At 69.3% G+C, this 24,328-nt stretch carries 22 protein-coding genes and 1 pseudogene; 12 read left to right on the top strand and 11 right to left on the bottom strand.

Annotation, left to right across the window (positions count from 1 at the left end; translation table 11 throughout):
- The first annotated feature begins 206 nt into the window (after positions 1 to 206).
- The 3 genes from LQK93_RS19995 to LQK93_RS19985 all read left to right on the top strand — a co-directional run bounded on the left by LQK93_RS19995 (position 207) and on the right by LQK93_RS19985 (position 5,315).
- Positions 207 to 2,771, top strand: coding sequence for a fibronectin type III domain-containing protein (locus LQK93_RS19995; protein ID WP_374969514.1), 2,565 nt, complete (start codon positions 207 to 209; stop codon positions 2,769 to 2,771).
- Positions 2,772 to 3,399: 628 nt separating this feature from the next.
- On the top strand, positions 3,400 to 4,395 hold the full coding sequence (locus tag LQK93_RS19990; protein WP_374969513.1) for an NAD(P)-dependent alcohol dehydrogenase: 996 nt from the start codon (positions 3,400 to 3,402) through the stop codon (positions 4,393 to 4,395).
- A 479-nt stretch (positions 4,396 to 4,874) separates the two neighbouring features.
- Entirely contained in the window at positions 4,875 to 5,315 is a 441-nt protein-coding gene (locus LQK93_RS19985; RefSeq protein WP_374969512.1) for a hypothetical protein, read from the top strand.
- Between the two features lie 184 nt (positions 5,316 to 5,499).
- On the opposite strand, the gene LQK93_RS19980 is transcribed toward LQK93_RS19985, so the two are convergent.
- Positions 5,500 to 5,904 (bottom strand): hypothetical protein, encoded by a 405-nt coding sequence (locus tag LQK93_RS19980; RefSeq protein WP_374969511.1) that lies wholly within the window; start codon positions 5,902 to 5,904, stop codon positions 5,500 to 5,502.
- A gap of 307 nt (positions 5,905 to 6,211) precedes the next feature.
- Here LQK93_RS19980 and LQK93_RS19975 point away from each other — a divergent pair, with 307 nt between their 5' ends.
- The 3 genes from LQK93_RS19975 to LQK93_RS19965 all read left to right on the top strand — a co-directional run bounded on the left by LQK93_RS19975 (position 6,212) and on the right by LQK93_RS19965 (position 8,048).
- Entirely contained in the window at positions 6,212 to 6,760 is a 549-nt protein-coding gene (locus tag LQK93_RS19975) for a hypothetical protein (RefSeq protein ID WP_374969510.1), read from the top strand.
- 219 nt (positions 6,761 to 6,979) lie between these two features.
- Positions 6,980 to 7,402 (top strand): hypothetical protein, encoded by a 423-nt coding sequence (locus LQK93_RS19970; RefSeq protein ID WP_374969509.1) that lies wholly within the window; start codon positions 6,980 to 6,982, stop codon positions 7,400 to 7,402.
- 145 nt (positions 7,403 to 7,547) lie between these two features.
- Positions 7,548 to 8,048, top strand: coding sequence for a DUF5063 domain-containing protein (locus tag LQK93_RS19965; protein WP_374969508.1), 501 nt, complete (start codon positions 7,548 to 7,550; stop codon positions 8,046 to 8,048).
- 156 nt (positions 8,049 to 8,204) lie between these two features.
- Here LQK93_RS19965 and LQK93_RS19960 read toward each other — a convergent pair whose 3' ends face one another.
- From LQK93_RS19960 to LQK93_RS19935, 6 genes are all read right to left on the bottom strand, one after another.
- Positions 8,205 to 8,399 (bottom strand): helix-turn-helix transcriptional regulator, encoded by a 195-nt coding sequence (locus tag LQK93_RS19960; RefSeq protein WP_374969507.1) that lies wholly within the window; start codon positions 8,397 to 8,399, stop codon positions 8,205 to 8,207.
- Between the two features lie 2 nt (positions 8,400 to 8,401).
- Entirely contained in the window at positions 8,402 to 8,815 is a 414-nt protein-coding gene (locus tag LQK93_RS19955; protein WP_374969506.1) for a hypothetical protein, read from the bottom strand.
- A 184-nt stretch (positions 8,816 to 8,999) separates the two neighbouring features.
- The gene (locus LQK93_RS19950; RefSeq protein WP_374969505.1) at positions 9,000 to 9,209 is read right to left on the bottom strand and encodes a hypothetical protein; all 210 of its coding nucleotides are present in this window, start codon (positions 9,207 to 9,209) and stop codon (positions 9,000 to 9,002) included.
- A gap of 94 nt (positions 9,210 to 9,303) precedes the next feature.
- A complete protein-coding gene (locus LQK93_RS19945; protein WP_374969502.1) occupies positions 9,304 to 9,483 on the bottom strand; it encodes a hypothetical protein in 180 nt (59 codons plus the stop codon).
- A 290-nt stretch (positions 9,484 to 9,773) separates the two neighbouring features.
- Positions 9,774 to 11,258, bottom strand: a complete 1,485-nt coding sequence (locus LQK93_RS19940) for a PAS domain-containing protein (RefSeq protein WP_374969501.1) — start codon at positions 11,256 to 11,258, stop codon at positions 9,774 to 9,776.
- A gap of 121 nt (positions 11,259 to 11,379) precedes the next feature.
- Positions 11,380 to 11,559, bottom strand: coding sequence for a cold-shock protein (locus tag LQK93_RS19935; protein WP_374969500.1), 180 nt, complete (start codon positions 11,557 to 11,559; stop codon positions 11,380 to 11,382).
- Positions 11,560 to 11,880: 321 nt separating this feature from the next.
- Between LQK93_RS19935 and LQK93_RS19930 the strand changes: the two genes are divergently transcribed.
- Both LQK93_RS19930 and LQK93_RS19925 read left to right on the top strand, forming a co-directional pair.
- Entirely contained in the window at positions 11,881 to 13,434 is a 1,554-nt protein-coding gene (locus LQK93_RS19930; protein WP_374969499.1) for an FMN-binding glutamate synthase family protein, read from the top strand.
- A 13-nt stretch (positions 13,435 to 13,447) separates the two neighbouring features.
- The gene (locus LQK93_RS19925) at positions 13,448 to 15,172 is read left to right on the top strand and encodes a thiamine pyrophosphate-dependent enzyme (protein ID WP_374969498.1); all 1,725 of its coding nucleotides are present in this window, start codon (positions 13,448 to 13,450) and stop codon (positions 15,170 to 15,172) included.
- Positions 15,173 to 15,672: 500 nt separating this feature from the next.
- On the opposite strand, the pseudogene LQK93_RS19920 reads toward LQK93_RS19925, so the two are convergent.
- A pseudogene (locus LQK93_RS19920) lies at positions 15,673 to 15,823 on the bottom strand (ATP-binding cassette domain-containing protein); the annotation flags it as partial.
- Between the two features lie 401 nt (positions 15,824 to 16,224).
- On the opposite strand from LQK93_RS19920, the gene LQK93_RS19915 reads away from it, so the two are divergent.
- Both LQK93_RS19915 and LQK93_RS19910 read left to right on the top strand, forming a co-directional pair.
- Complete coding sequence (locus LQK93_RS19915) at positions 16,225 to 17,523, top strand: IS110 family transposase (RefSeq protein ID WP_374969497.1); 1,299 nt, start codon at positions 16,225 to 16,227, stop codon at positions 17,521 to 17,523.
- Positions 17,524 to 18,259: 736 nt separating this feature from the next.
- Entirely contained in the window at positions 18,260 to 18,721 is a 462-nt protein-coding gene (locus LQK93_RS19910; RefSeq protein WP_374971552.1) for a dihydrofolate reductase family protein, read from the top strand.
- A 157-nt stretch (positions 18,722 to 18,878) separates the two neighbouring features.
- Here LQK93_RS19910 and LQK93_RS19905 read toward each other — a convergent pair whose 3' ends face one another.
- The 3 genes from LQK93_RS19905 to LQK93_RS19895 all read right to left on the bottom strand — a co-directional run bounded on the left by LQK93_RS19905 (position 18,879) and on the right by LQK93_RS19895 (position 21,859).
- Positions 18,879 to 19,337 carry a GNAT family N-acetyltransferase gene (locus LQK93_RS19905; protein WP_374969496.1) on the bottom strand — a complete coding sequence of 153 codons (459 nt, stop codon included), beginning with the start codon at positions 19,335 to 19,337 and terminating at the stop codon, positions 18,879 to 18,881.
- A 574-nt stretch (positions 19,338 to 19,911) separates the two neighbouring features.
- Positions 19,912 to 20,916 (bottom strand): pirin family protein, encoded by a 1,005-nt coding sequence (locus tag LQK93_RS19900; RefSeq protein ID WP_374969495.1) that lies wholly within the window; start codon positions 20,914 to 20,916, stop codon positions 19,912 to 19,914.
- A 331-nt stretch (positions 20,917 to 21,247) separates the two neighbouring features.
- Positions 21,248 to 21,859: a dihydrofolate reductase family protein gene (locus LQK93_RS19895; protein ID WP_374969494.1), complete on the bottom strand. Its 612-nt coding sequence runs from the start codon at positions 21,857 to 21,859 to the stop codon at positions 21,248 to 21,250.
- 792 nt (positions 21,860 to 22,651) lie between these two features.
- Between LQK93_RS19895 and mraY the strand changes: the two genes are divergently transcribed.
- Positions 22,652 to 23,749 carry a phospho-N-acetylmuramoyl-pentapeptide-transferase gene (gene mraY / locus LQK93_RS19890; RefSeq protein WP_374969493.1) on the top strand — a complete coding sequence of 366 codons (1,098 nt, stop codon included), beginning with the start codon at positions 22,652 to 22,654 and terminating at the stop codon, positions 23,747 to 23,749.
- Positions 23,750 to 23,904: 155 nt separating this feature from the next.
- A complete protein-coding gene (locus LQK93_RS19885; protein ID WP_374969492.1) occupies positions 23,905 to 24,306 on the top strand; it encodes an ankyrin repeat domain-containing protein in 402 nt (133 codons plus the stop codon).
- The last annotated feature ends 22 nt before the right edge of the window (positions 24,307 to 24,328 follow it).

Raw genomic sequence — 24,328 nt, 5'->3', positions numbered from 1 at the left:
TCGGTGTCCACGTGCGAGGCAGCGGCGCGCCGGATCGCACGTCGCCAGAGGCGAGTTCGGCACGTAACGAGCGTCCAGGCACATCGGGTCGTGGCGGCCGAGCCCGAGGTTTCTCCGAGGTCTCGGGTGCACTGTCGGACCAGACATCATCATCGATTTTCCGATGGAAGCCGATGTCCAAAGCTTTCCTTGAGGGGGCCGTTTCCATGTCCATTGCCTTTTCCACCCATCGCGGCTCCGGCCGCCACCCACGTGCCGGACTGCACCTGGGTCTGGCGTGTTCGCTCGCCATCAGCGCGGTCGGTATCGCTCTCAACCCTGCCGGCGCCGCGGCCGCCGCGACCGTGGTCAACAGTCCGCCCGCCAACGGGCACAGCATCATCGTCTTCCCGCAGAGGGACTTCATTCACGTCGACGGCTACGCCGCGGGCGACGTGCTCACGTTCGAGGACTTCCGCAACGGTGTCGTCATCGGCACCTCGACCGGGGTGATCCCCACGGACGACCCCACCACGCCGGGCTTCGACGGGATGGTCGACCTCAACCACCTCGGGGCGCCGTGCTGGTCGGCGGTCACCCCGGACATCCTGCCCGGGGACGTCATCCGGGTCACCGACCAGCGCGGCGTGGCTGACGAGACGCCTACCGCCAACGTCACGGTGACCCAAGCGGCCACCAACGTCGGTGGGGCCATCGTCATGAAGGGAACGGCTGCCGACGCGGCGGGCGCCCAGCTGGCCGCCGGCTCGTTCGAGGCACGGGTCATCTCCAAGAAGCTCAGGTACGACGCCAACGGCAAGCGCGACATCAGGGCGACCCCGGTCTATGACGCCCCCGGGTCCACCAGCTGGACCGCCACGTGGACGGGCCTGGACGCGCACGACCAGGACATCGCCGTCAATGCCGGTGAGTCCCGGACCCTGTGGCTGGGACGCGCCCCCGGGGCCGTGAACGCGCTCGGCTCTCCCACGGAGAGCACGATCTACGAGTACGGCGCGGTCGGTGGCCCTGCGGCGGGTTGTTCCGCTCCCCAGGCGAGCTATGCCGTCACCAGCAGCACGCCAGCCTCACTCAACGTCGCGACGAACGCGGGTGACCTGGTGCTCTCTGGCACCGCGCAGGACGCCACCTCGGTCACGGTCACCCTGACCGACGCGGCCGGCACCGTGGTGACGGCGCCGGCATCGAGCCCCACACCGGCGACCGGGGCCCAGACGTGGTCGGTCACCCTGCCCGCTGCCCTCAGGGGCGACCTCGTGGACGGCCCGCTCAAGGCAGCCGGCAGCTACACCCTCGCCGACGGCAGCGTGATCACCGGGGCCTCGAAGACGCTCCTCAAGGACACGGTCGCGCCGGCGTCTCCGGGCGCGACACCTCCCGGTGGCACCTACACCACAGCACAGGCCGTCACCTTGTCGAACCCCGAGAACGTGCCGATGTACACCACGGTGGACGGCAGCACGCCCACCTCGGCCTCCGCCGGGTACGGCGGCCAGATCTCGGTCACGGCGAGCCAGACGATCAAGGCCATTGCGGTCGACCCGGCAGGCAACCCGAGCGCCGTGTCGACGAACGCGTACGTGATCAGCTCCGCGGTCGCACCCTCGGCCCCGGCCACCGTCGCCGCCACGGCGGGCGACGGCCAGGCGACGATCACGTGGACGGCGCCGACCAGCGACGGCGGCGCAGCAGTCACCTCGTACCGGGTGAGCGCGGTGACCCTGAGCGGCGCGCAGCCGGCCGATGTCATCGTGACCGCGGGGACCACCGCGACGATGACCGGACTGACCAACGGCGCGCAGTATGCGTTCGACGTCTCGGCCACGAACCAAGCCGGCGCTGGTCCGGTCAAGCGGAGCAACACCGTGACCCCGGCTGCGCCGCAGAACCCGCCCGGCGCCCCCACCGGAGTGGTCGCCAGCGCGGGCAACGGGTCCGCCAACGTCACCTGGACCGCACCGGCGAACCCGGGCACCTCGCCCATCACCGGCTACACCGTCCAGGCGTTCAACGGCGCGTCGCCGGTCGGCACGGCGCTCAGTGTGGCTGCAACGGCACGGGCGGCGACCGTTTCCGGCCTGACCAACGGAACGAGCTACACCACTCAGGTGAACGCGGTCAACGCCGTCGGCTCGAGCCCCGCCGGGGTATCCAACGCTGTCGTCCCCACGGCTCCGGCCCTTCCGGGAGCCGCAACGGGCGTGACGGCGACCCGTGGCAACGCCAGCGCAACCGTCGGCTGGGTCGCCCCGACCACTGGAGCGGCGGTCACGGGCTACCAGGTCCTGGTCACCCAGGGCGGCGTCCAGGTAGGCGCCCTGCGCGCCGCGGCGGCCACGGCCCGCAGCCTGGTGGTGACCGGCTTGAGCAACGGCACGACGTACAGCGTCCAGGTCCGCGCCGTCGGCGCTGGCGGCGCCGGGGCGTACTCGGGCGCGGTGAGCGTGACGCCGGCAACCACGCCTGGCGCGCCGGTCATCGGCATTGCGGTCGCGGGGGTCGCCGGCGGCACGATCACGGCCACCGCGAAGTGGTCCGCGCCGGCCAGCACCGGCGGCTCGGCCGTCACCGGGTACCGGGTCAGCGCGCTGCGGATGAGCTCCACGGGAGCGGTGCTGTCCACGACCGTCTCCACGGTCCAGCTCGCCACCAGCAGGACGCTTGCGATGACCCTGCCGGCGATCGGCAACTACCGGTTCACCGTGCAGGCCATCAACGCAGTGGGCAGCGGCACCCAGTCGGCCCGGTCCAACCTGGTCGCGGGGCGATGACCGTAGCCGCCACCGAATAGCCCCCCCGCATCCCGCCCCCTTCCCCGAGGGGGCGGGATGCGCTTCGAGCACGACCTGCGCCACCACGTCGCGAGCCGGCTCATCGGGAGGGTGCGGACGTGAAGGTGGTGCAGCGTGTCCCCACGCGGACGAGTCGGCCCGTGCTGCGCTTGCGGTGGTGCGCGGTCGTCTGCTGTCCAGGCGAATCGTCTGACCCACCCGGCAGGCAACGCGTCGTAGCCGTCCGACTAACTGTCGAAGTCGGCCCGGCCCCCAGCTCCCTGTCGGCTTCCCCCATCCAGGCGACCGCCGCGGCCACGGCGTTGCGGCACCTCCCAACACAGCGCCGGCCCGGGAAGCGGCCCACCACCGCCGAGAGGCCGCTTCGGACCACCTTCTACCCCTCACGTCGACGCCTCACGAGGAGCAGCGTTGATGCCCAAACTTGCCGTCGTCGGCATCTCCGTCACGCTCAGCACCGCCGCCGCCGCCATCGCCGCCGCCCGCCACCGAAGCCCTCGGAACCACCATCGCCCGCACACGGCACTGAATCCGCAAAAGCCCACCAGCCAGCGAAGGACAGGAACACCATGAAGACCAAGACGACCCCCAGACAGGCAGAGTCACGATGAAGGCAGTCACCCAGGACCGCTACGGCACCTCCGAGGTCCTACGGGTGGGCGACGTCGACGTCCCTGAACCGGGCGACAACGAAGTTCTCATTCAAGTGCACGCCGCCGGCCTCGACCGCGGCACCGAACACCTGATGACGGGCAAGCCGTACGCCATGCGGATCGCGACCGGCTTACGACGCCCCAAGAACCCGATATCCGGGCGTGACGTCGCCGGAACCGTGGTGAAGGTCGGCTCAGCCGTGACCCGCTTCGCCCCCGGTGACGAGGTCTACGGGGTCGCCCCCGGCTCGTTCGCCGAGTACGCCGTCGGCCCCGAGAACAAGCTCGCACGCAAGCCGACCAACCTCACCTTCGCCCAGGCCGCCGCTGTCCCCATCTCCGCCAGCACGGCACTGCAAGCCCTGCGGGACGTCGGCAAGGTCCAGGCTGGTCAGACGGTGCTCGTGATCGGCGCCTCCGGCGGCGTCGGAAGCTACGCAGTCCAACTCGCCAAGGTCCTCGGCGCCCGGGTCACCGGCGTCGCCAGCGGTGCCAAGGCCGACTTCGTCCGCGGCCTCGGCGCCGATCACGTCCTTGACTACGCCCACGACGACTTCGCCGACGGCACCCGCTGCTACGACCTGATCCTCGACATCGGCGGCGGCTCGTCTCTCAAGCGCCTGCGCCGCGCCTTGAACCCCCGCGGCGCCGTCGTCTTCGTCGGCGGCGAGAACGGCGGAAACATCACCGGCCTAGGCAGGCAGCTCCGTGGCGCGGTGGTCTCGTTCTTCGTGCCCGAGCGCCTCGCCCTGCTCATGGCCAAGGAACGCGCCAGCGACCTCGAACTGCTCACCGAACACCTCGAGGCCGAACGGCTCGTTCCCACCTGGACCGCCAGCTACCCGATGGACCAAGCGAAGGCGGCGATGCAACTCCTGGAGACCGGCAACATCCGTGGCAAGGTCGTCATCATCCCGCTGTACAGCCACGCCCAGGACGTCACCGCCTGACACCCCGACGAACGGTCGCACGGTCGCCGGCTAGGTGAGAGGTTCTCGAGCCGTTGTCCATCCAGCCGATGCCTGCACGGTGCACCTCTCGCCTGAGTCGGTCGCTAGCGCAGCCGTCGCTTCAGGGCGCCCAGCGCAAGCTCGGCCCGGTTGGTGGTCGTTGGACCGCTGGATCGGGACGATCCAGCATGGAGACTCGCTGTCCTCCGTTCTGCCGAACATTGGGCATACCGCTGCATGCCTTTTCAATGTCTGGCGGGCGTTCAGGGCGCTCAGTGCATCACGCACCAACGGCGGGCGCGCGGCCCAGCAGGGGTCGCAGTCCAGCTCCTGATCGTCAGGCGGAGCTCGCCCGCTGCAGCGAGCAAGGGGCGACCGAGAAGCGGCAAGGACGGACGAACCCCCTGGGGCTCACGCGGCAGCCGGGCTGTCCGATTCGTTCACGACCCGGGTGGCCGTGCCGCGTACCGTTCCCTTCCATGAACAACTGGGAGGACATTCTGGCCGCTGTAGGACAGGCGGCCGCCGGTCGCAGCCAGGAGGCGCGCGAGGCGTTGGCTGACTGTTGGGGTGCAACGGGCGAGGGTGACTACGCGCAGCGGTGCGTCATCGCTCACTACCTCGCCGATCAACAGGACTGCCTCACCGACGAGGTGACGTGGGACGAACGCGCCCTCGAGGCGCACCAGCATGTGCGGGACGCCGACCTGGTTCCCTTGGGCATCATGAGCGCGGCCGCCTTCGCCCCGAGCCTGCACCTGAACCTCGGCGACGGGAACCTGCGCTTGGGCAACCTCGAAGCGGCCAGAACTCACTTGGAGGCAGCTCGCCGAGCAGAACATTTCCTGCCTTGTGAGGGCTACGGTGCCATGATCCGGGGCGGAATCGATCGGCTGGCCCATCGCCTCGACGCCGCGTGAGGTTCTAGTGGTTTGGCCAGGCCGCGCCGTCGTGGCCCACACCACGCCAAGCCCCGTCGGTGCGACCAGCTCTCGTCTCGGAGCTCTCGACTCGGAGTGTGGTGCAATGCACCGCCAGCAAGGGCTCGCCCCGTTGTAGAACCCTCCACGTGGCACGACCTGTCGGCGGCATGAGCGGTCGAGCTCAGGTCGCGTTGTGGACCTGGATCTGGCGCCGCCACCACGTGTCGTCGACCCTCAAGCCGTCGGTTAGTTCGTTCTGCGCGCGGACGTGGTCGACGAACTCGTTTGGAAGCCGAACGTCGTGTTCAAGTACGTAGTGCGCGAGACCTTCCGGCCACACGTACGTTCCGTCGGTCAGGTCGAGGTTGCCGTTCTTGACCAGGTCACAGAGCCGGCAGCGCGCATACCCCATCCATGCTCGGGCGACGAGCCCGCTCTGGAGGTAGACACCGACGTCAAGGCGCTCGTCCGTGTCCCAGCTTGGGTCGACGAACTCCGCGACCGATGGCCATTCTTCCGCGGCTCCACTGCCACTCCAGTAGCCGATCAGGAGGAGTGGGCTCTGGAACGGGTTCCACGTGGTCACGCCGGAATCATGGCATCGGGTTCCGCCGTCTTGCGCAGAGTCGCTTCGCGGCATGTGCGTGCGTCGGCGCGGGGCATCGACATGGCTAGCCAGCACCCGGTGGTGGCCTCACTGAGGTCCCCTCTAGGCCACCCGTTATCCCTGCATGGGCGGGCGCGAGCCGTCAACGCCACCGCCGCCTCGACCTCAGGTCCCGGAGTGCGAATGGCCGGCTCCGGTGGCGTGGCGGCCTTTCCGGCTGCGCAGGGCCTGACCTTGTCGGCGCGCCGCCATTGCGGCACACAGCCCAGCGCTCACCATGACGGCCATGAGCCCAGTCACGCGGTCGGTCGTCGCGTCGGTGTCCACCGGCCTCCTTCTCCTCCTGGGCGTTGCCGCCTGCTCGGCGCAGGGCGCGGACCTTCACTGCTCGACGTTCCAGGTCCTGCCCACTCAGTCGACGACAGGGTCGATGACCCCCGTCCCCGAGGCCCCGGCGCAGACCAGCGGCACCGCAGCCGCAGCCGCAGTGCTGCCCGTGCCGAGCAAGAGGTCACGTGAGATCTCCCGCGTTGTCGTGAACCTCTCGGCCGTGCCCGGCAAGACGAGCGCGCTGACCAGGGTGCCGCAGGCCGGGCGGCTCCACGACCTGCGCGCGGCCTGCGTCATGCGCGCCGACATCCGCGACCGTGTAGCCACCCTCACCCTGACCGACTCCTCACCGGGGGCTACGCCAACCGTGTCGCTGCGGGTGCCGTGCGACGGTGAGCAGCACATCCTGAACATCGGCCCGCTGCCCAGCAAGCTGGCCCTGCCAGCCCTGACCGGTGAGGCCACGAGCGGTCTACGCGGCTACGCCATCCTCCTCGAGCACTGACCCACAAGGCCACACAGTGCAAGCGTTGTCGGGAATGGAACGTCGGAAGAGTGAGGCCCTGTGTCGGGGCCGATCACGCAGGCCTGTCGGCCTGAGGAGGAGACGAGAAATGGCCCGCGTCACCCGTCAGCTCGCTCTGGCTGCCCCAGGGCGTGGCGCCGGCACCGGTGTTGGGATCGCCGCTCTCGCGGGTGTCTCTATGCGGGCTACCACCTCGCGGTGCAGTCGGTAGAGCCGGCCCTGTCCACGTTCCTGCTCGTGGCGGTGGCCGCACGGCTCGCCGCAACGCCCGCGGCCGCCCTGGTCGGCGCTGCCGGCCCGCGCCTGCCTCGTGCGGGCCTAGTGGTGGCGCACGCCCTGGCCGCGACGGTCTCGGAGGTGACGGCGACCAGCTTGGCCCCGTCCCTGTTCTCCATGTCCGGCCAGTCCGTGAAGATCGCCGTCGCGACCGCCGCTGGGATGACGCTGGCCAGCGCGCTCAGCGCGCTCTGGCTCACCCGCCCCCGCACGGCGGCCACGCTCACCATGCGCCCGGGCGAGACGATCAACCCGGCAATCCTGCCCGGACAGTCCGGCGGCGGCACGAGCCACGCCCACATGGGCGGTCCAGCGCCACAGGGCCTCAACGGCCCCTCCTTCTGACGCCCAACCTCCCAGCACGCCGCGCCGACAGGGGGGCCTCACAGACCGGATGCGGCCGGCGGCAGTGGCAAACGCCCGTCCGACGAGCGGCAGAGCGGTCGTCAGGTCCTCATGCGCACGGGTTGATATGACGGAGGATGAGCGCATGCCGCCAGCGTCCGGAGCCGTAGAGGCATTCGCTGCAGTCGCACGCTCGTACTGCGATCTCATCGAGCAGGTCGAGACTCTCTCGCTCGAGACGGTCCTCGATCGCCTTGCGCTGTTGCTTCCACGGCTGCTCGAGCTGGCCGTGCAGCTTCAGTCGGATGAACCTTCGGGAGATGTGACAGGGGATGAGGTCAGCTACGGCGCGTGGCGGGAGCGTTACGTCGCGGTCAACGGCGCGCTCGGGAACCTCGGGGACTACTGGACAACCATGGAGGTCGGCGGGGATCAGGAGCCTGAGGTCGTCAACCTGCCGCTTGCGGACGACCGGGCTGACATCTGGCGCGACCTGCGCGCTGGGCTCTCACTCGTGGGCGCTCCCGAGACGGTTGTTGACGCGGTGTGGGAGTGGCGCTTCAACTTCGAGACCCATTGGGGCGCCCATGCCGTTGAGGCGCTACGCGCGGTTCACGGGGCGCGAACACTCTCGCCCAGAAAATGACCCACGCGCGGCATGACAGGACGTTGCACGGCTCCGGGGCTGGGGGCCTCACCGAGCTTTCCCTCGACGCCACACCGGTGATCCGTGCGCGGGCGCAAGCCCTTCTGCGCACCTTCGTCGCGTCCCACTAGGACCGATCGGCGTCCCGATCGGCGCTCACTCGTCCGGACGGAAGATCTCCTCGATCTGCGCTCCGAACAGTGAGGCGAGCCGGAAGGCGAGTGGCAGGCTCGGGTCGAAACGCCCCTTCTCGATGGAGATGACTGTCTGGCGGGAGACGCCGAGGGCTTGCGCGAGTTGCGCCTGCGACAGGCCGCGCTCGCCCCGCCGCGCCGCGATGTCGTTCTGCATCGTCAGCGGCCGCGTCGCTCCAGCCCGACATAACGCACCGATGCGTCACCCATGGCGAGGACAACGAGTGCGAGCAGGACGAGCTGGGTCTTGAGGACTAGATCGGCGATGGACACTATGGCCAGGCCGAGTCCAAGCACGACGAGCAGGTCCGTGAACGCGCCGGCGGCAGCGGTCTGCGCCCAGCGGTGCTCGACGTCGTCGTCGGGGTTCCGGTTGCTCTCCACGGACCGGGGAGCGACCAGAAGGAGCCAGGCCAACGCGCCCATCGGCCCCACGGTCGCGGCGGCAAAGACCGTAGCGGTCAGCGCGAAGGAGTGGTCGGACAGGCCTCCGGCGACGGCGCCCACGGCCGCTGACCCGGTCAGAGTCGTGCCGATGGCCAGAAGCCGGCGTCGGGTGAGGGAAGTTCGCACAGGAGGTCCTCCAGATGGGCGGCACGGCAATGTCAAGCCTGCTTTACGTCAAGTTTGCTTGACAAACAATGTGAGGTCAAGTCAGGCGGGGGCGCCGGGGGCGCCCGTCGCGGAGCGGGGCGGGCATGACCGGGCGTTCAGCCCCTCAACGCGCCGGAGCGTGGCCGCTCGGCTGGCGGGGAGGTCAGACGCGAACTCCTTTGCCGGCGAGCAGGGCGAGTGGCGCGGTGTCGCCATCGACGATGCGGGTGCCGTTCAGTCGAAGCCACGAGAGGTTGGGCAGCTCCGGTAGCGGCTGCGTCGACTTCACCGCGCCTCCGTCGATGATCCGCAGATCGTGAAGCTCGGCCATGCCGGCAAGGTCGGCTAGGTCGAGGAGGACCGCCTGCAGCACGGCTGTGCCGACGGCGTAGCCGCGCCACGCGACATCGAAGGGGAACTCGGGTGCCAGGGTGCGGACATTGTCTGAGCCCGCTCCCCGGCTTGGCTCAGGCGTGCTTAGCGGCTGGCACCGGGTGCTGGTGGTCGGTCTCGGCCCCGAGGTCGCGGTCGGTGTGGTCGGCATGGAACAGGGCCTCTGCGAGCAACGCGTGAACGTGCGTGTCGGCTGCCGTGTAGTACATGAACGTGCCCTCGCGGCGGCCGCGGACGAGCCCCGCCAGCCGCATCAGCTTGGCTAGGTGCTGGCTGACCGACGTCGGGCTGACGCAGGCCAGTTCGGCCTAACACGTGACGGACGACTCGCCCTGCAGCAGGGCCCACAGCAGTTTGATCCGCGTGGGATCGGCGAGCATCCGGACGGTCTCTGCGGCCAGGTGGGCCTTGCCCGCTGGCGGTAGGCCACTGGCGATCGGCACAGGACAGGCGTACGAGTCGTGCCGCTGTGCTCGGACTGTTTCTACAGGCGTACATCGCACCACCGTCGGTGCGGGCCCGAGTTCGAGGCCCGGATGGTGAACTAGGAGAGCTGAGCCAACCCGTCCATGGCCATCTGCAGGTACGTCCTGGCCTCGTTGAGGCGAGCCAGCATGTCGCCCCTCGAGCGTGCAGCTGCGTCTAGAAGCATCGCTGCGGCAAACAGCTCCTGGAGTATGGACTCGTGAAGGCGGTCCTCGATGACCTGCCGCTCCTGTCGGGCTGCGTATGCCGACCGAGCCGCGATGAGCTCCTCGGCAGCTCTCACGGCGTCGGTGATGTCGCAGGCGTACGCGAAGGCGCCGATGACCTCGCCGTGCGCCCTTCGCGGCACGTAGCGAACCTGGAAGTGCTGCTCCTGCCCGTCCGGGCTGATCTGACGGCGGTGGAACGACTGGGTCCTGCCGCGCAGGACGCCCTCGGCGTACCGCTCGTGCACCCGGAGGAAGTCCTCGCCGACGATCTGCTCCAGGCGCCGCCCCGTCGCTCTGGTGATGCCCCGGCTAGCCATGAACGCCTCTGCGGCCCGGTTGGCGTAGCGAAGCGACCGTGTTCGGTCCCATACGGTGATGACGATCGGCAGCTGATCCAGCAGGGCGAAGACCTCGGCCTCGAGACCCGCTAGCCGGTCGCTCACGCTCGGTTGGGAGCACGCCGTTGACGGCGAAGGGGACAACGGCATCCCTTCCGAGTTCCGCGCAGCGACGGACACCCGAGATGTCGACACCGTGTTCGACCACGGGTTCGACACCGTGCCGTCCCCCGAGGCCGCGGGCGACGCCCGGGTGCCCTCACGGAGCCGGCAGGTGCAGCTGCGCAGCTCCTGAGCCAGCCGCCGGAGGCGGGCGGCCTCCTCGTCGCCACTCCCGGACGTATGCAGCTCGTCCAGCGTCCGGCGGAGCCGGCCGAGCACCTCGGTGCCAGCGGCGACCATGAGCCCGTGCCGCTCGGCGAGCCGGGCGATCCGGGTGCTGTTGCGGGAGACCTCGGCTTGCGTGTTCAGCTGCTCGGTGATGTCGATGAGCACGATCGCGAAGCCGATGACCACCTCGTCGATGCAGACCGGGGTGTAGGTGGTGCGGTACTGCCGCAGCCCGCCCTCGCCGTCAGACAGCGCTCGTTCCTGCTCGGAGCCGACGCCCTCCAGGGCGCTTAGGATCCGGGAGCGGATCAGCCTCACGGCATGGTCCCCGAGTACATCCACGAGCGGAACTCCCTGCAGTCCCTCGGCGGAACGCCCGAACGCCGCCGCGGCAGCCGCGTTTGCGAAGACGCACCGTTGGTCGCGATCCCAGAAGGAGACCAGCTCAGGGAGGCTGTCCAGAACCGCTACCAAGCTCGAGCCGTCCAGCCCGTCGAACGAACCGACCGGTTCCACCATGACGCCTCCACTGCACTTGAGGACGTCCCTCGGGGCGGACCACGTCCGACCTTCGAGGCTCAACCCGATCGTCGCATGATCCGAACCGGGATAGTGGCCCTTCAGAAGTGTCGCGGCGGGCGTCCGCGACGGGCCGAATGCGCTCATGCGCTGCCGGAGCTTGTCGGGTGACCGCGCGGACATCGGCACGACCGGTCGGAGAGCGGCATGAGCGTGCGGCGGGATCGGACACGCCTGAGGGCCAGCTCCGCCCGGACCGCCGTCCCACTCACACCCGTTCGACGCGGTCGGCCTGTGGTCCTCGATCGCTCTGTCGCACGTGGTACCGAACCCGATCGCCCTGGTGCAGCGCCTCGGCGCCTCTCAGAACCGACACGTGCACGAACAGGTCCGCACCTCCCGCGTCCGGGGCGATGAAGCCGAACCCCCGCTCCGCGTCGTAGCGCACGACCACTCCCTCACCGCCGCGCGCCGGCACGTCGGATGCCTCCCGGTGTCCCGACCGAGCGCGGGTCGTCGACCTGGCGGGGCCGGCAACTCACCCCCCGAGACCGGGATGGTCCCCAGCGACGACACCCGGCAAACGACCGCAGCAGCGCCGACCCGGCCGCATGGCACGACGCTGGACCGCAGCCCAACGGTGGTGTTTGGGCCGGCGACGCGCAGGGAACTCTCAGGTAGCCGCCGGACCCGGTCGGGTATCGCTTTGGGGCGGTGATCACGCGAGTGACGAGGTGGCCAGGGGCTGCCTGGACCGGGAGGAGTGAGCATGTCGGGTGCGGGACGGGTGAGGCGGGCCAGTGGGGTGCTCGGTGGCGTGGGCGCGGGCGTCGCGGCGCTCGCGGCCTGGGACGTGCTGCAGCGCAAGCACTCGATCCTGCGCCGGTACCCGGTCCTCGGCCACATGCGGTACCTCCTCGAGAGCATCCGCCCGGAGCTGCAGCAGTACTTCATCGAGCGCGACTGGGACGGCCGGCCCTACGACCGCGATACCCGCTCGGTGATCTACGAGCGGGCCAAGGGGATCCACGGCGAGCGACCGTTCGGCACCGAGCTCGACGTCAACGAGGTGGGCTACGAGTACCTCGTCCACTCGATCGCGCCGACGGAACCGCCGAAGGAGCCCGCCCGCGTCATGGTTGGCGGTCCCGACTGCACCCGGCCGTACTCGATGGCCCTGCTCAACGTGTCGGCGATGAGCTTCGGGGCGCTGTCGGCCAACGCGATCCGGGCCCTCAACAAGGGGGCCGCGATGGGCGGCTTCGCCCATGACACCGGCGAGGGCGGCCTCTCGCCGTACCACCTCGAGAACGGCGGCGACATCGTCTGGGAGATCGGCACCGGCTACTTCGGGGCCCGCACCGAGGACGGCGACTTCGACCCAGACTCCTTCCGCGACAAAGCGGCCCACGACGCCGTCAAGTGCGTGTCGCTCAAGCTGAGCCAGGGCGCCAAACCCGGCATCGGCGGCGTCCTTCCCGGCGCGAAGGTCACCAAGGAGATCGCCGACATCCGCCAAGTGCCCCAGGGTGAGAAGTGCGTCAGCCCGTCCTCGCACCGGGTCTTTCACACGCCGGTCGAGCTCGTCGAGTTCATCGGACGCATGCGCGAGCTCGCCGGCGGCAAGCCCACCGGGTTCAAGCTGTGCGTCGGCTCGCGCGTCGACGTGCTCTCGATCTGCAAGGCGATGCTCGAGGTGGGCACGACGCCCGACTTCATCGTCGTCGACGGCTCCGAGGGCGGCACGGGCGCGGCCCCTCTCGAGTTCGAGGACCACGTGGGCATGCCGCTGACGCACGGCCTCATGACGCTGCACAACGCGCTCGTCGGTGTCGGGCTGCGCGACCGGATCCGGATCGGTGCGAGCGGCAAGGTGGCCGCCGGCAACGACATCGTCAAGCGCCTCGTGCAGGGTGCCGACTACACGAACGCGGCCCGGGCCATGATGATGGCCGCCGGCTGCATCCAGGCCCAGCGCTGCCACACCGACAAGTGCCCGAGCGGCGTCGCCACGCAGAACGCCCGTCGCGCCAGGGCACTCGACGTCGGCGACAAGAGCGTGCGCGTCCATCGCTACCAGCAGGCCACGGTCGAGTCCGCGATGAAGATCATGGCGGCAATGGGCGTCACCGACCCCGCGCAGCTGAACCCGCACCACCTGCGCCGCAACGTGACCTCGACGACGACGCACTCCTACGCCGAGCTCTACGAGTGGCTCGAACCGGGACAGCTGCTCGGTGAGCCGCCGCAGGCCTGGGCTGCCGACTGGCGGGTCGCCTGCGCCGACCGGTTCACCCCGCACGCCTCGCCCAGCCACCTCTGAGGAAGGACCCGACATGACCACCGTCGCCGAGCACATCGTCACAGCACTCGCAGACGCCGGCGTCCGGCAGGTGTGGGGCGTCGTCGGAGACGCGCTCAACCCGCTCACCGACGCCATCCGCACGGACGACCGGGTCGAGTGGATCGGCGTGCGCCACGAAGAGGTCGCGGCCTTCGCGGTCAGCGCACAGGCCCAGCTGACCGGCACCATCGGCGTCTGCATGGGCACCGTCGGGCCCGGCTCGATCCACCTGCTCAACGGCCTGTACGACGCGAAGAAGTCGCACGCGCCGGTCCTCGCCATCTGTGGCCAGGTGCCGAGCGAGGAGATCGGCACCGACTTCTTCCAGGAGGTCGACAACGACACCCTCTTCGCGGACGTGTCGGTGTGGGCGCACACCCTGACGTCGCCGAGCCAGCTGCCGCACCTGCTCGAGCAGGCCGTCAACGCCGCCTACTCTCACCGCGGGGTCGCGGTGCTGACGCTGCCCGGCGACATCGGCGGTCTGGACGTTCCCAAGGGCGTGACGCCCGCGTCGTTCGCTCCGGCGGCGGTGGCGGCGCCGGCCCCCGACGACCAGCTGCGCGTCGCGGCCGAGGTGCTCGCCGGCGAGGCGGCGGTGACGCTGCTCGTCGGTTGCGGAGCCCGCGAGGCCCGCGACGAGTTGCTCGAGCTGGCCGACACGCTGGCCGCTCCCATGGTGCTGACGCTCAAGGCCAAGGAGGGCCTCGAGCGCGACAACCCGTTCGAGGTCGGCCAGTCTGGTCTCATCGGCAACCCGGCGGCCGCCAAGGCGATGGACGACTGCGACGTGTTGCTCCTCGTCGGCACCGACTTCCCGTACCGCGACTGGTACCCGAAGGGAAAGACGGTCGTGCAGCTCGACGCCCGGGGCGAGCACATCGGGCGGCGCACCCGCGTCGACCACGCCCTGGTCGGCGACGCGCGGTCCACCCTGCGCGCCCTGCTGCCGCTGCTGACACGCCGGGAGGACCGCCGCCACCTCCAGGCCGCGACCGACGCCTATCGGGAGTGGCACGAGGGGCAGTCCGCGCTGCTCGATCCCCGCCACGACGACTCGCTCCTCGGGCGGGCCCGGGCGCTCCTGGACAACCCCGACGAGCGGATCCGGCCGGAGGCCGTCGCGTCTGCGTTCGACCGGCACGCGCCCGACACGGCGATCTTCACCAGCGACACCGGCATGTCGACGGCGTGGCTGGCCCGGCACGTGCGGATGGCCGGCACGCGGCGGCTTGTCGGCTCCTACAACCTCGGTTCGATGGCCAACGCCCTGCCGATGGCTCTCGGGGCGCAGGCCCTGGACCGGAGCCGCTCCGTTGTGGCGTTCGCCGGCGACGGCGGGCTCATGATGCTCCTCGGCGACCTCCGTACGGCTGTCACCTACCGGCTGCCGGTGCGCGTGGTCGTCTTCGACAACGGTCGTCTCGGCATGGTCAAGCTCGAGCAGGAGCAGGGTGGCCTGCCGGAGTTCGGCACGCAGCTTGACAACCCCGACCTCGCCGCTGTCGCCTCGGCCATGGGGCTCGCCGCGCGGCGGGTCACCGATCCCGCCGACCTCGACGACTTCGTCCGCTGGGCATTCGGGGTCGAGGGACCCGTGCTGCTGGACGTCGTGACGAACCCCGACGAGGTGGCGGTGCCCCCGAAGCCGACGCTCGCGCAGGGCTGGGGCTTCGCCATCGCGAAGTCCAAGGAGGTCATCGAGAGCCGTCGATGACGGCAGGGGCCGACAGGTGAGCTCGGGTCGCGGGTCGCTGCTCGACCGTCGCTGCCGGCCCCTGCCGGGCCGTGCACCGGCGCGACCGGGACCCGCCCGCGCGGCGCCAGACGCCGCATCCGGCACTACCCCCGAACGCCAGCAGCGCCGGCACCCCCTTGTGAGGTCCCGGCGTCACCAGGTGTCATACACGGGGCGTCGGGACGGGACGTGCCAGCCAGGAGCTGTTGGCGCAAATGCGTGCGAACTGCTGTCAGCCGCCGTTACCGTCGAAGCGGCGGCGTCGGCTTCAGACCATCCCTGGCCCGTTGGGCGGCGCCGCCACCAGCAGCCACCACGGCGTCAGCGACGTCCACAGAGATCGGGCAGCCTCGTTCGCCCCACCCCCGCGCACGTGGCCCTTGACGACGCACACCTCGGTCGGAAGGTGCGAGAGGATGCCGATCCTCGGAGTGACACGCCGTCGACCATGTCGCTGATCGCCAGCGGCGACGCGTGCTCGCGGTAGGCCTTGCCGTTGACGAGGACGCTGCCGGCTGTCGGGGCGTCCAGCCCGAGGATCATGCGCATCGTGGTGGACTTCCCGGCGCCGTTCGGTCCCAGGAAACCGGTGACCACCCCCGGCTTCACGGTGAAGGTCAGGTCGTCCACGGCGGTCTTGGTGCCGTAGCGCTTGGTGAGACCGCGGGCACGCGGACATTGCCACCTCCTCGCGGCCTGTGCAGGCCAGGCCCGACTATCCCACAATCCGTAGCGATTCAGGGCAAAGAGGACGGCGAAACGCGACGGTGCGTGTCCCGCACCTGTGGATTCCGTTGCTGTGGCGTCCCGGGCCAGAGCCTTCGTCTTCTGGGCGGGCCGCTCGCTTGGCGGCATAGAAAGACGTTCCGTGCGCTCGGGTCTGGCGTGGCGAACGTCCTCCTGATGCGCTTGTCGGGCTTGGTGTCCCATCGCATCGAAGGAGGACGTTCATGTCTCACGGTAGTGGCGTTTCCCGCGGGGATCGGAACCGGAACGCGCGCTTGTCGCGGCTGCGGGCCGCGATCCCGGTCGTGAACGCGATCGTGGGGATCGACCTGGCCGATCGCAAGCAGATGCTCGTCGTGACCGACCACGACTCGAAGGTCTTGGCGCGCCGGACGTTCCGGTGCAAGGCGTGGGACCTCGGGGCCGCGTTGGACTGGGCCGCTGACCGGGCCCGCGCGAAGGGGTTTGCCGGGGTGACGGTGGCGTGCGAGCCGACCGGGCACCGGTGGATGGTCCTGGCCCAGCTCGCCGCCGAACGCGGCATGCCGTTCGTGTGCGTCCAGCCGGCCGCGTCCTCCTGGGCTCGGAAGAGCGAGGACCTCACCACGGACAAGACCGATGACGAGGACGCCGTGCTGATCGCCCGGCTCACCGCCCAGCTGCGCTGCTACCTGCCCGAACCCGTCGACCGGGGCAACGCGACCTGGACCCGGCTGCGGCACCTCGGCACCCGCCGCGAGGAGCTGATCGGGCAGCACGTCGCGGCGGTGCAGACGGCCCGGGACCTGCTCGAGTGCGTGTGGCCGGCCGCGCTCGAGACCGGGAAGCACCCGTTCCGCTCGGCCACGTGGGTCGCGGCGCTGTGCGTCGTCGTGGGGCAGGGGAGAGGCCACGACGGCGGTGACTTGGACCGGACCCGGCGGCTCGGGCCGGCGCGGTTCGAGCGGGCTGTCCGCGCGGAAGTCAGTCGTCGGGGCGGGATCCGGCCGTGCCTGCGGATCGTCCGGCGCCTCTTCGCTGCCCTGACCGACACCGCTGGGGTGGTCGCGCACCGGCCGGCGGTGTTCGAACGGCTCGAGTGGACCCTCGCCGACTGGGACGAGGCCCGCGCCAAACTGGCGGATGTCGAGGCCCGGATGGTGTCGGTCCTCGACGAGCTCGGCCTGACGACGCTGGTGACGAGCATCGACGGGCTGTCCCCGGTCGGGGCCGCCGCGATCCTCGCCCAGACCGGCGACCTGAGAAGGTTCACCTCTGCCCGGGCCGTGGTCAAGCACGCCGGCCTGGCGCCGCGGGAACGCAAGTCCGGCACCTTCACCGGCAAGGCCCGGGTCACCGGCGCCGGCCGGCCGCAACTGCGGGTCGCGGCGTGGCGGGCGGTGTGGGGGTGCCTGCAGACCAACCGGGTGTACGCCGCCCGCTACCGCCACCTCACCAGCCGCGAGACGAACAGGCTCACCCCGACCCAGGCCCAGACCGCGGTCGCCGCCGCGATCCTGCGCCAGCTGTACGCCGTCGTCACCCAACAGCAGGCGTGGAACCCCGTCATCGCCGCCCACGGCACGAGCACGTGGAAGGAGACCACGAGCGTCACTGCGGCCTAACGACATTCAGCAACCACCGCACCACAGCAACACCAGATCTTCAGCACGAGGCGTTGACCGCCCAGGAGCTGGGCGGGGTGAGCCTTCCGCGGCATCGAGAACCCTCGCGGTATCTCGCCGGTCATCGCAGGCCGCCCCGTCCCGTCGTCGACACAACCCGATCACACGCTGCCGAGCACGACCTCGATTAGCTATGCAGGGACCGACGACGAGACACGGCACCCGCCCAGCACTCTTGACGCTAAACACCTCACGCTGATGACAGGACGTTCAGAGCGGGTCAACCGCGAGGACTGCATCACACGGCAGGTGGCGTTTCGCCATAGATGCGCTTGAAGCACAGTGGGGGAGGCGGTTACCCGCGTGCACGTCGACCCTTCCGGGCTGGGCGCCTGGACCGGCTTCGGACTTTTCTGCTCGTATGCCGCCCTGGTTCTGCTGCTGGCCGCAGTCCGGTTGCGGCGTCGCGACGCCTGACCCCGCCACCGGCGCACTCACGGCCCTCTCCGAAGGGTGGATGAGTACCAAAGGCTCCTGCTCAACATTCGGGCGGGAGGTCGAATCTGCCAGCCGCCGTTCGACGTGGTCATGGAAGCGCCATCACCGACTGTGAAGGAGAACGTCAATGCGCACCCTGATCTCCACCTCGTTCGTCTCGCTCGACGGCAAGCTCGATCCCGCCGGCGGAGACCCAGGGCTGCACGACACCAAGTAGACCTTCAAGACCGTCGACTTCCTGCCGGAGGCCTACGAGCTCAAGGGCCGCGAGCAAGAGGAGGCCGGCGCCCTACTACTTGGACGCCGGAGCTACCAGCTGTTCGCGCCGGTGTGGCCCGGCATGGCGGAGTTCTCCCGCTACAAGACCCTGCCCAAGTACGTCGTGTCCACGGCCCTCGAGGAGGACGACCTGGTCGATGACTGGGGCCAGACGACGATCCTCCGGTCGGTGGACGAGGTCGCCTCGCTCAAGGAGAGCGACGGTGACCCGCTGCTCGTGCACGGCAGCGCGACGCTCAACCGGGCGCTGCAGGAGGCCGGCCTGATCGACCGCTACCACCTGCTGGTGTTTCCGGTGCTGCTCGGCGCTGGCAAGTCGCTGTTCATCGACGCCGACACCGCAGCCCAACGACTACGCGTCGTCGAGCACCAGGTCTACGCCAACGGCATTCAGAAGCAGGTCCTTGACGTTCTCCGCTGAGGGTCCCAGGAGGTCCGTCGCTCACCAGGACATTCGGTCTGCGGCAGATGGGGACGTTGATGGGTCGACGCGTGCCCGACCTCATGGTCGGACGATCGGGTGGCGCCGCGAAGCCGGGCTAGCGGTTCAGGGAAGAGGGGAATGACTCCAAAGCACATCAGAGCGCGAGCTCGTAGAAGTGCGAGTTGGGATCTTCCACGTAGCCGGCGAACGGCCCTCGCTGGGTGAACTGGTGTCGCTCGTAGAGCCGCCGCGCAGGCGCGAAGAACTGCTGGGAGCCGGTCTCCAGCAAGACACGCTTGGCGCCGCGGCGCCGTGCCTCGTCCAGTAGGTGTCGCAACATCACCGTTCCAACGCCCTTGCCGCGCGACGTCGCCGACGTGCGCATGGACTTCAGCTCGACGTCGTCGTCGTTCAGGTCCTTGAGAGCGCCGCAACCCACAGCCAGCGGCCCGTCCCAAGCCGTCCAGAACACCAAGCCGGGACCCCTCAAGGCGTCAAGGTCGAGCGCGTGCACTGATTCTGCGGGCGAAGTGGCGTACATGTCAGCAATGTGCTCGGCGAGCAGCTGCTGCACCCGTTCATCGTCCAATCCACCGGCGCAGATCTTGACCACGGCTGCACCATACCGGGCGCTGAAGACTGTGTTCCGCAGCCTGTGAGACGTCCGCTGCTCGGCATGAGCGTTCCGCGGCATGAGCGGTCAGTGCTCGTGTTGATCCATCGCCGACTCCAGCGCGATGACCCCCCAATCGGGTTGTGCGCGGCCGTGGTGGCGTCTCCCGCTTCGTGGTCCAGCTGAGAGGCACGATCGCGAATGTGCCGTCCGATCCGCGACAGATCACGGAGTCACAGCCCTCGCACTTCGCGATGGCGGTCAGGTCTAGTCCGTGCAGTTCGTGGCCGTCGGCGATCTCCGCCGCCGCTTCCTCCTCGAGCCTCCGAGCGCTGTCACCGTCAGCTCGGCGCCAAGGCTCGCGGAAGTCGGTCGATGTCACGAGCGTTGCCACGACCGAGTCCGTCGTATCCCGCGAGCTCCGTGAGGGCGGTCTCCGTGCCGTCGTCGAGAACGATGACAGGGACACTGGTCGACCACAGCAAGGAGGCGGGCGCATCGGCATCGGCCACTACGACGACGCCGCGCACGTGGAGGGTCTGCCGTCTGAGCAGGCCTATTGGTCACCCTGGGCTCAGTCCAGCGGAGAGTCGGTCTCACTCAGGAGCAGATCGGTCGGGGCGTTGTGCACCGACGGGATTTGCCCGAGCCGGCCGGCCTGGAAGTCCTCGAACGCCTGCCGGATCTCGGCCTCGGTGTTCATCACGAACGGGCCGGCCCAGGCGATTGGCTCACGGATCGGCCGCCCGCCCAGCAGCAGGACCTCCATCGCCGACAGGTGAGAGCCCTGCGACGGGTCGGCCGCCACCGTCACCGCCTCCCCCGCGCCCAGCACGGCAAGCTGCCCCTGCCGCAGTGGGCGCCGCTCCACACCGACACGGCCACGGCCGGCGAGGATGTAGACCAGTGCGTTGAAGTCTGGCTGCCACGGAAGCACCAGCCGCGCGCCCGGGCTCACGGTCGCGTGCAGCATCACCATCGGCGTGTACGTCGAGCCCGGCCCCTGAGTGCCGGCGATGTCGCCTGCGATGATCCGCACCAGTGCCCCGCCATCGTCTGAGGACAGCAGGGCCACTTGGTCGCCGGACAGGTCCTGGTAACGCGGCGGGACCCACTTCTGCTGCCGCGGCAGGTTCACCCACAGCTGCAGCCCGTGGAACAAGCCGCCGCTCGCGACGGTCGCCTCCGGAGGTGTCTCGATGTGCAGGATGCCCTTGCCTGCGGTCATCCACTGCGTGCCGCCGTCACTGATGAGGCCACCGCCGCCGAGGCTGTCGTTGTGCTGAAGGAGCCCGTCGATCATGTACGTGACCGTCTCGAACCCGCGGTGCGGGTGCCACGGGGTGCCCTTGGGCTCACCGGGCCCGTAGTCGACCGCGCCCATCTGGTCCAAGTGAATGAACGGATCGAGGTCGCGGAGGTCGGCGCCCGCGAACGCCCGCCAGACCGGGAAACCCTCTCCCTCGAGGCCGGACGGTGCAGTCGTCACGCTGCGGACCGGCCGCTGCCGAGCGGTCACGGGGTCAGGCAACGGCACCCGGGGCAACACGGTCAGGTCGTCGACGGTGACAGCGGGCATGAGTGCCTCCAGAGCTCTGCCGGTCGCACACCGGCCGTTCGATCATGGCACCCCCCAGCGCCTCAGTGAAGGGAGACCTCCTCCGGCGTGAGCGGGCTCGTGGTGACGTAGAACCAGGAGGGTCAGCCGGTCACGGCCGGCTCGGCAACTTCGCTGTGCAAGGTGGCCGGTCGATCGCTGTCGCACTTGCTGCACCCCCACGGGAAACCTTCGAGCGGACGTTCGCGTGGGGCTCAGCGGCACCGACCCCGGTGACCGTGGTCGCGCCGTTTCGTCGTCGAGCATCCAAGGGCGGCCGAGCGCGGCCAGCTGAGCGTTATCCACGAGTCGTTCAGGTGGTGCGTTCTCGGCGGTACCGGATATGGGTCGTTAGCGGTGAGTGCAGGACCTCGACGGGCTCAAAGGGGAAGGCTTCGACGCCGTCGAACAGGCGCTCCCCGCTGCCGAGGAGAATGGGTGCGATGTCGAGAGTGAGTTCATCGATCACGCCGGCGTTGAGTGCTTGTTGCACCGTCGACGCACCACCGGCAATGTCCACGCCACTGCCGTCGGCGGCCTCGAGTGCCTGCGCGTAGGCGGCCTGGAAGCCCGCTGTGACGAAGTAGAAGGTGGTTCCGCCCGCCATCTCGATTGGTTCGTGCGCGTAGTGAGTGAGCACGAAGACGGGGGCATGGTACGGCGGTTCGGGTCCCCACCATCCGTCCCAGGCGTCGTGCCACTCGCCGCGGATCGGCCCGAACATGTTCCGCCCCATGACGTAGGCGCCGCGCGGGCGCATGAGCCATTCGTTGGCTATCCGGTCGGCCTCGGTGGCACGCGGATCTCCCATATGCCAGCGGTGCAGTTCGATGCCTCGCCTGCCAAGCCCATTCTCTCGGCTCTGCTCCGGACCCGCGACGAAGCCGTCGAGCGACATGGACATGTGGCAAGTGGTGTCGGACATCAGCGTCTCCTACAGGGTGGTTGGGGTCCGTTCCGCGGCGAAGGCGAAGTCCGGTGTGGTTGAGTTTCGCTGCTTACCACATCACCTAGCATCACCGGGCGCCGCCCGATAGCCCGCGACGACCGTTCTGCGCAATAGAGCGGTGCGACGAGGACACGTCAGTCCACGCCGTTAGCCGGCATCCGCGGACGTACCTATAGCGTGAAGTCTTCCGGGGCGCCTTCGCCCACGCGGCCATCCACGGCCTCGCGCAGGATGTCTGCGTGGCCTGTCGTGGAAGAGCCGTTCTGCGATGGCCCGGGCAAACACGCTCCGAGCGGCATGAGCGGTAAACGGCTCCGCGGGTGCGACCACGATTCTGATGGCACGATGAGCGGCGAAGTCGGTACTTCGAGGGTGTGATCAGGCCCGCGTCACAATGTCCCGAGCAAGGTCTGCCAGTCCCATCTGGGTGGAAACTCGTCCGCCGACTTGAGATCTGGAGAGCGCACGGGGAACGGGATTGAGGCGTCCGCGGCCGCAGTTGATCGAAGGGGTTTGCCTCCCCCGTCCGACGTCGACCCGAAGGGGAGTGGCAGGCGTGCACACGTCCGCTCGGACGCAGCGGCACTGCGGCCCGCCGAGGACAGGCCTTCATCGACACCTCGACGCGGTCCGGGATCCCTGATCCACGTCGTCTACTGCTCTAGGGTTCATCGGCGACCCCGTCTCGGCGACGACGCCGAGGGGGGGTCATGCGCTGTCCGGGGGTGAACGGCACCCGACCTGGTCGAAAGGCGGCAAGGGTTTCCCATGGTCGATGTCCTGCTCGCCGGTGCTCTGTCCATGGCTGTAGCGCTTGTGTGCACGAAGCCGTTCATCACCTTCCTGGTCCAGCACCGTTACGGCCAGTTCGTCCGCGACGACCTCGTGCATCACCATGTCAAGCGCGGCAAGCCGACGATGGGTGGGGCCGTGATCATCGCAGCGGCGCTCGTGGGCTATTTCGGCTCGCACGTGCTCCTCGTGGTGCTCGGCGCCCTGGGCGTGCTCAAGGAGGTGTACAGCTCCATCTCGCTCAGCGCTCTGCTGGTGCTCTTCCTGCTCACCGGCCTCGGCCTGGTCGGGTTCCTGGACGACTGGATCAAGATCCGCAAGGAGCGCAGTCTCGGCCTTAGGTCGAGGCAGAAGCTCATCGGCCAGACCCTCGTCACCGTCGCTTTCGCCCTGGCGGCGCTGCTGGCCAGGGACGAGCGGGGGCTGGCTCCTGCGTCGACCGCGATCTCCGTCATCCGGGACACCAACGTGGACTTCGCCGTCGCGGGGCCCGTGGTGGCCGTCGTGTTGTTCATCGCGTGGTCGAGCGTCCTCATCGCCGGAGCCTCCAACGGAGTGAACATCACCGATGGCCTGGACGGCTTGGCCACCGGGGCCTCGGTCATGGTGTTCGGCGCTTACACGATGATCGCCCTATCCCAGTTCAGGCAGGGCTGTCAGGTGCTTCCGGGGCCGACCTGTTACGACGTGCCGGCTGCACTGGATCTGGCGGTCGTCTCGTGCGCGATCGCCGGTGCTTGCTTCGGGTTCTTGTGGTGGAACACCGCGCCGGCCGAGATCATCATGGGAGACACCGGCTCCTTGTCGCTGGGCGCGGCGTTGGCTGGGCTCGCGATCCTCACGCATACCCAGCTGCTTCTGGTGGTGCTGGGTGGCCTCTTTGTCATCGTCACCACGTCGGTCATCATCCAGGTGATCAGCTTCAAGCTGACCGGCCGGAGAGTGTTTCGGATAGCCCCGCTGCATCACCATTTCGAGATGGTCGGATGGTCCGAGGTCACCATCGTGGCGCGCTTCTGGATCATCGCCGCCATCTGCATCGCGGCGGGCCTGGGGCTCTTCTACAGCGGGTGAGTCGTCGGCTTCCGAACGGCAGATGCCTCTTTGCTGCCCGTCCTTGGGGTCACTGGCCTGTGCCGGCAGCGGTCACCCTGATCGCGGCATGACCGGGCGAGCGTAGCCGCCCTCAACGCGGGACGAGCGCGCGTCCGGTAGGCAATGATTCGGGCATGCCAGAGAGCGTCGACAGAGCCGGCCGCAGCCTCCTGCACTACGCCGCGCTCGAAGGCGACGTGAAAACCGCGGATGAACTGATAGCCGAGGGGCTTGCGCCCGGTCTGGCCGACGGCGCCGGCTTCACCCCGCTGCACTTCGCCGCACAGGGCCAGCACGCACTGGTCGCCCGGCATCTGTTGGCCGCGGGGGCCTCGGTGGACCCGCAGGACCGATTCGGCAGAACGCCCCTATGGGTGGCGCTCTTGAACGCACGTGATGGTGACGGTGCAGTGGTCCGGGTACTGCTGGCTGCCGGCGCCGACCCAAACATCGAGAACTTCTCAGGGATCAGTCCTCGGTCGCTCGCAGAGACGATCACCAACTTCGACCTGATGCGCTTCTTCGACCCGGAGTGACGCGGTCCCTGAGCCAACGGTG

This window comes from Terrabacter sp. BE26 (assembly GCF_041941675.1).
GTDB lineage: Bacteria > Actinomycetota > Actinomycetes > Actinomycetales > Dermatophilaceae > Terrabacter.
This window is presented reverse-complemented; position numbering and strand designations above follow the sequence as displayed.